Genomic DNA, 9351 nt, shown 5'->3' with positions numbered 1-9351 from the left:
CAATGTAGCTAACGGAAATAATCTAAAACTCCATGTCCCGCTGAACCAACACACCTGCTCGTGTGTCCAGTCATAGGATGTGGCCACTTGGGATGCGGCATCATCCAGAGACAACAGACTGTGCCGATAACGCCCCAATAAGATTTTGGCACTGCCACCGCATTCCCCATATTGAATTAAGCGCAGCACTCCATATCCATCGACGTATGGAGACCGACTCCTGAAGTGGATTTCTCCTGTTTCATAATCCATCCAATACCCTGTCCCAACCCACCCTTCTTCACCGGACCTCGTGACCTCCCAGCGATCAAGCGCATTGAGTAATTCCAGCGCTTCCGATTCTGATTCCAAATCAGTAAACGCCATGACAAATTTCACCAGATCCGGCCAGTTCAGATGCTCAATCCGGCGTCGTTCCGCCTCATCGGCATGTCGTTTGATGATTTCGTTCGGATCGATATGGATGGCTTGCGGCGCTGGTTGGGGTGTGCGCGCTGATGCTTTATCACATCCCCATCGATGCAGACCTTTTCTTTCAGCCCATGCGCGCACCGAAGACACTTTCACCTGCCGATCAGCAAACTCAATGGGTTTCCATCTCTCCGGTTGAGTGATTCCTGGATGCATCCAAGCACTATGAAACACCTCTCTGCGTGCTGGTCGAACATCGTATCGGTATCGAAATTCGAGGCCATCAGCAGCTTTCAACACCTCCAGCATCATCGCGACGGCTTGTCTTCGCTCCTTCGTCGGCTTGTCGCTATCCGGGTCGAATCCGGCCAGGAGAACAGCGGCTTCATGAATGGTCACATAATCCCGCAATGCCCATTTGTACATGGGTCGCCTCCTTCATGGCGAGCCTTCATAGGATCTGCCCGGCCAGGGGGTGAAGGTTTCCCCTTTTCCGTTGGCCGACGTAGGCCGGGCATTCGGTGACGGGGTTATCCCCGTGCGGCAGTGCTCAAGGCAACCACATTGCGCCCCGCGAGTTGGTCCAGGTAGTCCGCCCAGGCTTGCATCATGCGTCGTCGCTCGGGGAGGTGCTCGGCGTAGTTGTAGGCGGCCCGCACCGCGTCTCGTTCCGCGTGGGCAAGCTGGCGCTCGATGGCATCGCGATTCCATCCCTGTTCGTTCAAAAGGGTGCTGGCCATGCTCCGGAAGCCGTGGCCGGTCATCTCCTCCTTGGTGTACCCCAAGCGGCGCAGGGCGGCCAGGACGGTGTTTTCGCTCATGCGTTCAAGGGGGCTTCGGATGCTCGGGAAGGCGTACTTCCCGGTTCCCGTGAGCGGTTGCAGTTCACGCAGGATCGCCACGGCCTGGCCAGCCAGCGGGACGATGTGTTGTTCCCCCATCTTCATCTTGGCCCCTGGGATGCGCCATTCCGACTTTTCAAAATCGATTTCGGCCCACTCCATGGATCGCAATTCACCGGGTCGCACGAACAGCAGGGGCGCGAGTTGCAGGGCGCAGCGGGTGACGAACGAACCCTCATAGCCGTCGATGGCCTGCAACAGTTTGGTGATCTCCTTGGGGTCGGTGATACTGGCGCGGTGGGTGACCTTCACCGGCGGCAAGGCTCCCCGCAGATCGGCGGCAAGGTCGCGCTCGCAACGCATGGTGGCAATGCCGTATCGGCAGATGCGCCCGCAGATCTGTTGCACCGCGTGCGCTGTCTCAATCGCCCCACGCCCCTCGATGCGTCGAAGAACGGCAAGCAGATCCTTGGCCGTCACCTCGGAGAGCTTGGTTGCCCCCAACCAGGGAAACACATCCCTTTCCAAACGTCGCAGGGTCTCTTGTGCATGCGTTTGCGACCATCCTGGCACCATTTTGGAATACCACTCCCGTGCCACGGCCTCGAACGAATCCGCCTCGCGGCTTTTGTCCATGCCCTTGATGATCTTGCGGTGTTCGCCAGGGTCGATGCCCTCGGCCAGCAGACGGCGTGCCTCGTCGCGTTTTTCGCGAGCCTGTTTGAGGGATACATCGGGGTAGATCCCCAGGGCCAACAGCTTTTGCTTGCCGTCGAAACGATACCGAAACCGCCACCATTTGGCCCCGTTGGGTTGCACCAGGATGGACAAGCCGCGTTCATCCGCGACGCTCTTGGGTGCGGGTGTGGGCTTGAGGTTGCGCAATTGGGTATCGGTCAGGGACATGGCGCGGTTCCTTGGTTTGCGGCCGATGTGTGTAGTCAGGTTCCTATACACCCGATCTACACACGATCCTACACACACCAAACCTGGATGTCTATACACATCCCTGGAACGCCTAGGAAACAAAAAAGCCAGCAACTGTTTAATTTTGCTGGCTTCATAGAGACTCTTGGGAGTCTTTGGAATCAAATGTGGTGCCCAAAGGGAGAGTCGAACTCCCATGACCTCTCGGCCACTAGAACCTGAATCTAGCGCGTCTACCAATTCCGCCATCTGGGCTTGAGCGCATAGAATAGACCAGCCCGATGTGGTTTGTCAACCACAAACTTGCATGATGGAAGCCCCCGCGGGCGTTCCACGGCCAGTACGCACCGCAGATCGCACGCCTCGCGACCCGCCTCGCTCAAGCCGCACCGACATCCCCTCTTGCGTCTCTCACCGCACATTGTAAAGAAAAGGCATGCCGAACCACACATCGGCGGGCCACATGCGCAGTTGCATGGCCTCCAGGGTGTGGCGGGAGAAGAGCCGCGCGAGCACATCCGGCAGGCCGGGGGTCAGAAGCACCACCATGCCGGCGGCCAGATACATGGTGAAGGCGGCCCAGGGGTCGTTGGACCAGATCTTGAACGCCGTGCCCAGGGAACTGGAGGTCCCCCCCTCGCCGAAAAGATTGAGGCTGTAGAGTTCATCCAGCGCCAGATGAACCAGATACCCGCCGGTCACGAACAACCCGACGATCCAGCAGAACCAGGGAGCCTGATGAAACAGATGATAAAGCAGGGCCGCGGTAAGACCGCCAAAAAAGACCCCGGCGGGCAACGAGTGAAAGATACCGCGATGGACCGTGCAGCGGATGAACAGTTCGCACACCGCCAGTTTGATGAACAGATAGGTCACCAGCCAGAGCATGACCAGTTCGCCGATCGACAGACGCGCCACCTGACTCAACATGACGAAGAACGAGCCGAGCAGCGCGAAGAGGGTGAAGGCCAGATCCAGGGTCCAGGACTCCTCGGCATCGACATCCGGAAGCACGCCGCCGATCATGGCCGCGAAAAAGCCGCTCAACCCCAGCTGGGCATCGGCCACCCCCGCGACCATCAACGCGGTGACCGCCACCCCGCCGGAGACCGCCGCCACGGCCAGATGGGTGTTGAAATCGGCCATGTCACCCTTTCCGTCCTTTTTCCAGCCGTTTCTCCACGGTGTAGACCTGAATCCGCGCCCCTTCGCGCCAGCCGTCGCCCTCCAGACCGGCCTTGCGGCACAAGTGGCCCAGAAACGCCACCGGATCCGGGAGCTGCTCCCACACCTGGGGCAGGAAGGTGGCCCGTCGTCCCTGTTTGGAGAGGATCACCCCATGCACCCCCGGTTTCAGCCGGGCGAGCAGATCCGCCGCGTCCCGGTACGGAAAGGGTTCGGGAGGGGTGAGAAGCGACACCTCGATCTCGGTTCCGGCCAGCTCGGCGGCGGTCAACGGCGCGAAGCGGGGATCGCGCAGCGCGGCGGACAGTCCATTTTCCAGCAGATCCTCGGCCAACGGACGGTGGGCGACCAGCGAGCCGATGCAGCCGCGCAGCGCCCCGCGCTGGGTCAGGGTGACGAAACAGGCCCCCTGTCTGGCCAACTCCGGGGAGTCGGCCATCAGCCGCTCCGCCGACAGCCCGGAACGCCCTTCCAGGGAGGCGGTCAGGTGGGCGCGCACCAACTCGGGCAGACCCGGCGACGCGGCGGGCTGAACCGTCGCGGCTCCCCCCGGCGTGCCCCCAACCGGAGTGCCCCCATTCGCAACGGCTCCCCCCGGAGTGCCCCCATTCGCGGCGCCCCGCGCCGGCGTATCCCCAACCGGCGCACCACCCGCTCCACCGGCGACCGCCTGCGCCGCCTGGGGCTGTGCCGCGCTCCCCACATCCGAATAGAACAGGTAACTCGCATACCCCACCACCCGATTCTTGTCTCCCGCCGTATCCCCGGAGTTGCGCAGATCGGCCAGCACCGGACGCCAACGCCGCCGCCGCGCAGTCTCGAGCATGGCGCCCACCCCGATGCGACCGCACGCCTCGCATCCGGCGATGCTCTTGGGATCCCTGGCCAGAATCGCCTGATTGCTGATCCCGTCCAGGCGTCTGGCCTCGTCATACGGGTGATAGTGGGAAAGATCGGTGGAGATGACGATCAGATCCCCCGGTTTGACGCACGCCTCCAACAGATCGGCCAGATGTCCGCCGCTGATCTCCCCATAAACGATCGGCACGATGCGAAAATTGACCAGGGTCGCCTGTAGGAAGGGGAGTTGGGTCTCCAGGGAGTGCTCCAGGCGGTGCGGTTCCTCGTCGCGACTCACATCCGGACGCCGGGCCAGGCACTCCACCCCCTCGCGATCCACCGGAATCTTGCCCAGCGGGGTCAGATAGGCATCGTAATCTCCCACCGAAGCCCCATCGAGCCAGACCCGATGGCTCGGCCCCAGCAGAAACACCCGGCGTGGCGCGGTGGCCGGCGCGCGGACCAGCCCCTTGTAGGCATGCGCGGCGGTCAATCCCGAATAGATGAACCCGGCATGCGGGACGATCACCGCCAGGGGTTCGTTGGCGACCGTCGGGGCCTGCTCCAGCAACCCCTCGACCATGGCGCGCAACGCCTTGGACTCCTTGGGATAGAACATCCCGGCCACCGCCGGTTGACGCACCCGTTCGTTGTTCATCGCACCCTCCACCCAACCACCGCCAACGCTGGAAAACCCTCCGGAACCCACCGGCGCCCGAATCCAAACCGCATCGAAAAATCTGGTCAAACACCCGGCATAACGGCTACACTGCCAGTTCATGCGGGATGAAGCGCCCACGCTCATTCCCACCCCTGGAACCCCTCGCGGGAATCCAGGTTAATAAAAGTGTGCGTGCAATCCAGGTCGGATGCAAGCCACCCTGTTTCCCTTTGCCCGTGCAACACCCGCCAGGGCGTTCGATGGTCAGGGGGTGAAAGGGGGCTCCCCCCATCATGAAATCATACGAGGTTTTTTCCCGATCGCCATGCGTATCCTGCTCCTCCTTGTCGCGTTCATCTTCCCGCTGGCCTCCCATGCCCTGGCCGCCCATGGCGTCAGCCTGGACGGCACGCTGAAATATCCCGCCGATTTCAAGGGATTCGACTACACCAGCGCCGACGCCAAACCGGGCGGAACCCTGAACCTGCATGCCATCGGCGGGTTCGACAAAATGAACCCCTTCACCCTCAAGGGCTCCCATCCGGACCTGCTCTCGCCGCTGGTCTTCGAACACCTGATGGTCCAGTCCATGGACGAACCCTTCTCCCAGTACGGACTCCTGGCCCAGTCGGTCGAGGTGGCCGGGGATGGACTCTCGGTCACCTTCCACCTCGATCCCGAGGCCCGTTTCTCCGACGAGTCGCCGGTGACCGCCGAGGATGTCCAATTCTCCCTGGAGACCCTGCAATCGGACAAGGCCCATCCGTTCCACCAGTCCTACTGGCGCGACATCGTGGCCGCCGAGGTGCTCTCCCCGCGCTCGATCCGCTTCAAATTCCGTCAGGCCAACCGCGAACTGCCGCTCATCGCCGGTGAGATCCCGGTGCTCTCCCGCGCCTTTTTCGCCAAACACCCCTTCGGCGCAGAGAAGGAGATGATCGCGCCCCTCGGCACCGGACCTTACGTGGTCGAGGAGTTCAGCCCCGGAAAGATCGTCACCTATCGCCGCAACCCGAAATACTGGGGCAACAAGCGTCCGGTCAATCGCGGCCTGTATTCGTTCGAACGGATCGTGCTCAAGTTCTACAAGGATCCGGTGGTCGCCCTCGAGGGATTCAAGGCCGGCGAATTCGACTTCATGCACGAAAACAACTCCAAGCAGTGGGCCAGGGATTACGAGGGACCGAAATTCGTCCAGAAACTCATCAAGAAGGAGACCCTCGGACACAAACGCGGCGCCGGCATGCAGGGGTTGATCTTCAACCTGCGTCGCCCCTTTTTCCAGGATATCCGCGTGCGCAAGGCGATGGTCCTGGCCTTTGACTTCGAATGGAGCAACGACAACCTTTTCCACGGCCAGTATACCCGCTCGACGAGTTATTTTTCCAACTCGGAGATGGCGGCACAAGGCGCACCCCCGCCCGAAGAGCTGGCCCTGCTCGAACCGCTGCGCGACAAGCTCGATCCGGCGGTCTTCGGACCGGTCCAGGCACCCCCCTCGACCACGCCGCCCCACGGGTTGCGTCAGAATCTGAAAGAAGCCGCCAAACTGCTGAAAGAAGCCGGCTGGACCCTGGGGCCGGACAAAATCCTCACCGACGGCAAGGGCAACCGGCTGGAGATCGAAATGCTCCTGGCCACTCCCGCCTTCGAACGCATCCTGGCCCCCTATGCCGCCAATCTGGAAAAACTCGGCATCGCGCTCAAATACCGCACCGTGGATACCTCCCTCTATCAAAGCCGCGTCCACGACTTCGACTACGACATGATCGTCAACGGCTTCGGACAGTCCCAATCGCCGGGCAACGAACAGCGCGACATGTGGCACTCGGAGAGCGCCCCCATCAAGGGGAGCCACAACCGCATCGGCCTCCAGGATCCGGCGGTCGATGCCCTGGTGGAGAAGATCATCTACGCCAAGACCCGCCAGGAACTGGTCACCGCCTGCCGCGCCCTCGACCGGGTGTTGTTGGCCGGACACTATCTGGTGCCCAACTGGCATCTCAACTACCACCGCATCGCCTATTGGGATCGCTTCGCCCGCCCGGCAACCGCGCCGCTGTATTATCAACCCGAGGATTGGCTCCTCTCCTGGTGGATGAAGTGAGATGGGCGCCTACATCGCCAGACGCCTCCTGCTGATGATCCCGACCCTGTTCGGGATCATGGCCCTGACCTTCCTGGTGATCCAGTTCGTGCCCGGCGGACCGGTGGAGCAGATGATCGCCCAGATGGAGGCGGGCCCGGCGGGCGGTCATGGCGGTGGAGAGGTGTCGGGCTCGGCGGGCAGCGGGATCTATCGCGGCGCCAAGGGGTTGACCCATGAGCAGTTGACCGCCTTGAACCGCCTCTATGGCTTCGATCGCCCCCCCGTCGAACGCTTCCTCCTGATGATGCGCAACTACCTCACCTTCGAGTTCGGCGAATCCTACTACCATCACCGCAAGGTGGTGGATCTGGTGACCGACAAGCTGCCGGTATCGATCTCGCTCGGCATGTGGACCTTCGTGCTCACCTACCTGGTCAGCATCCCGTTGGGCATTCGCAAGGCGGTGCGCCATGGGGACCGCTTCGACGCCGTGACCTCGGCCCTGATCCTGGCCGGCTACTCGATCCCCGGCTTCGTGCTCGGGGTGCTGCTGATCGTTCTGTTCGGCGGCGGGAGCTTCTTCGATCTTTTCCCGATCCGCGGCCTGGTCTCGGACAACTGGTCGGAACTCTCCTGGTTCGGTCGCCTCACCGATTACCTCTGGCACATGGTTCTGCCGGTCACCGCATCCGTGGTCGGCTCGTTCGCGGTGATGACCATGCTCACCAAGAACAGCTTTCTGGAGGAGATCTCCAAACAGTACGTCCTCACCGCTCGGGCCAAGGGGTTGACGGAGAACGCCGTGCTCTACCGGCACGTCTTCCGCAACGCCCTGATCCCCCTGGTCACCGGCTTTCCCGGCGCCTTCGTGGCCGCTTTTTTCAGCGGCAGTCTCCTCATCGAAACCATCTTCACCCTCGACGGCCTGGGTCTTCTGGGCTACGAATCGGTAATCAACCGCGACTATCCGGTGGTGCTGGCCACCCTCTATTTCTACACGCTCCTGGGACTCATCACCAAATTGATCACCGATCTCACCTACGTGGTCGCCGACCCGCGCATCACCTTCGAGGGGAGCCGCTAACCCCCATGCGCCGGCTCGACTCCCGCTTGAAGAACGTGCGACTCCGAGGCAAATCACTCATCCTGATCGGCGTGACGGCACTCGGCTTTCTGGCCGTGGCCGGCAGCGTCGGCAGCCACCTGAACGACCTGCGTCACGCCACCATCCAGAATCAACGGATCGATCACGTCAGCCTGCTCATCGGTCAGGTGGCCTTCGGCACCTTCGAGCTGCAACTGCTCATGACCCAGTTCCTCCAGAACGAATCCAATCCCGGCGATCCGACCGAGCCACCCGACGCAGCCATCAAGAACAAGATCGCCCGCATCGAAACCGACATCACCACCCTGGAAAAGGCCCTCGGACGGGTGGAACACTCCCCGGCCCTGCTCGAGACCGCCCAACCGCTGCGCGCCATCCAACATCTGCTCTCCCAGTTGAAGGAGCACGATCTGGCGGTGATGGAGCTGCAGCAGGAGATCGGTCAGGATGAGGATTCGGGCATTCAGGGCCGCCTGCGCACCCAGATCCATGTGCTGGAAAGCGAATTGACCACCCGCAAGGATTATCCCTGTCTGGTGGATCTGCTGCAATTGCGCCGCCGCGAGAAGGATTTCCTGATGCGGGGTCACCGCAAGAGCCGCGAATTGTTCGAACAGGCGATCGACACCTTGCGAGCCACGATCTCTGCCTTGCCGGGCAACGACAGGGTTCCGGGCGTAGCGCTCACCGAGATCTTTCAGAGCTATGGCAAGGAGGTGGAGCGTCTCAAACAGGTATTGCCGCTGATGGCTTCGCATCGCAAGCGGCTCTGGGAGATCAACAACGCCATCCTGGCCCAGGCGACCCGCCTGACGGAGAGCAATCAACAGTTGATGGCCGTCAATGCCGGAGTCCAGCAGCGTGGCATCGACGGGGCAACCATCAGCTTGATGCTGTCGCTGTCGGTGATCTTCCTGGTGATCGGTTGGGTAACCTTCTGGTTCTTCCAACAGCTGATCACGCCGATTCACCGTCTGCGTGAGATGGCGTCCCGGATATCGGCAGGGGAGAGGCCGTCACCGGCCACCGATTTCGGCACGGACGAAATCGGCGAACTGGCCAGGAATCTGCAACAGGTGTGGGACCTTCCTCGCGATGACCGGAAGCCTGGGGATTGAGATGGGATCGATGGGTCACGACCTCTCGCACATGCGCCGTTGGGGTGACTTGGCCTACGCACCGCTGGCGTGACTCCCCGTCCATGTGCGCCGGCTTCCACCAACTGCGCGCACCCGCACCCGGACTTTCTACTTGAGAAATACTTTCCAGCCCAAAAAAATCAACGAGATAG

The 9351-nt window shown here is 61.7% G+C and carries 7 protein-coding genes and 1 tRNA gene; 3 read left to right on the top strand and 5 right to left on the bottom strand.

Annotated features, from left to right (window positions below):
- From ACV4UY_RS16130 to amrB, 5 genes are all read right to left on the bottom strand, one after another.
- Positions 1-837 (bottom strand): hypothetical protein (locus tag ACV4UY_RS16130; protein ID WP_491608579.1); only part of this gene is annotated, 837 nt, incomplete at its 3' end.
- 104 nt (positions 838-941) lie between these two features.
- Positions 942-2159 carry a tyrosine-type recombinase/integrase gene (locus tag ACV4UY_RS16125; RefSeq protein ID WP_491608578.1) on the bottom strand — a complete coding sequence of 406 codons (1218 nt, stop codon included), beginning with the start codon at positions 2157-2159 and terminating at the stop codon, positions 942-944.
- A gap of 189 nt (positions 2160-2348) precedes the next feature.
- Positions 2349-2435: transfer RNA gene (locus tag ACV4UY_RS16120), tRNA-Leu, on the bottom strand.
- Positions 2436-2591: 156 nt separating this feature from the next.
- Positions 2592-3326 (bottom strand): metal-dependent hydrolase, encoded by a 735-nt coding sequence (locus ACV4UY_RS16115; protein ID WP_491608577.1) that lies wholly within the window; start codon positions 3324-3326, stop codon positions 2592-2594.
- Position 3327: 1 nt separating this feature from the next.
- Positions 3328-4863, bottom strand: coding sequence for an AmmeMemoRadiSam system protein B (amrB, locus tag ACV4UY_RS16110; RefSeq protein WP_491608576.1), 1536 nt, complete (start codon positions 4861-4863; stop codon positions 3328-3330).
- A gap of 328 nt (positions 4864-5191) precedes the next feature.
- Here amrB and ACV4UY_RS16105 point away from each other — a divergent pair, with 328 nt between their 5' ends.
- The 3 genes from ACV4UY_RS16105 to ACV4UY_RS16095 are packed head-to-tail and all read left to right on the top strand — an operon-like array spanning position 5192 to position 9178.
- Positions 5192-6973, top strand: a complete 1782-nt coding sequence (locus ACV4UY_RS16105; RefSeq protein WP_491608575.1) for an extracellular solute-binding protein — start codon at positions 5192-5194, stop codon at positions 6971-6973.
- 1 nt (position 6974) lies between these two features.
- A complete protein-coding gene (locus ACV4UY_RS16100) occupies positions 6975-8039 on the top strand; it encodes a microcin C ABC transporter permease YejB (protein WP_491608574.1) in 1065 nt (354 codons plus the stop codon).
- A gap of 5 nt (positions 8040-8044) precedes the next feature.
- Positions 8045-9178, top strand: a complete 1134-nt coding sequence (locus ACV4UY_RS16095) for a HAMP domain-containing protein (protein WP_491608573.1) — start codon at positions 8045-8047, stop codon at positions 9176-9178.
- Positions 9179-9351: the final 173 nt, after the last annotated feature.

Source organism: Candidatus Magnetaquiglobus sp. (genome assembly GCF_058402785.1).
Note: the sequence above shows the minus strand (reverse complement) of the source record. Positions and strands in the feature narration are given on the sequence as shown.

Excerpts from the sequence above, each read along its gene's own strand:
- ACV4UY_RS16125 (WP_491608578.1), bottom strand. The coding sequence starts at position 2,159 with ATGTCCCTGACCGATACCCAATTGCGCAACCTCAAGCCCACACCCGCA.
- ACV4UY_RS16115 (WP_491608577.1), bottom strand. The coding sequence starts at position 3,326 with ATGGCCGATTTCAACACCCATCTGGCCGTGGCGGCGGTCTCCGGCGGG.
- amrB (WP_491608576.1), bottom strand. The coding sequence starts at position 4,863 with ATGAACAACGAACGGGTGCGTCAACCGGCGGTGGCCGGGATGTTCTAT.
- ACV4UY_RS16105 (WP_491608575.1), top strand. The coding sequence starts at position 5,192 with ATGCGTATCCTGCTCCTCCTTGTCGCGTTCATCTTCCCGCTGGCCTCC.
- ACV4UY_RS16100 (WP_491608574.1), top strand. The coding sequence starts at position 6,975 with ATGGGCGCCTACATCGCCAGACGCCTCCTGCTGATGATCCCGACCCTG.
- ACV4UY_RS16095 (WP_491608573.1), top strand. The coding sequence starts at position 8,045 with ATGCGCCGGCTCGACTCCCGCTTGAAGAACGTGCGACTCCGAGGCAAA.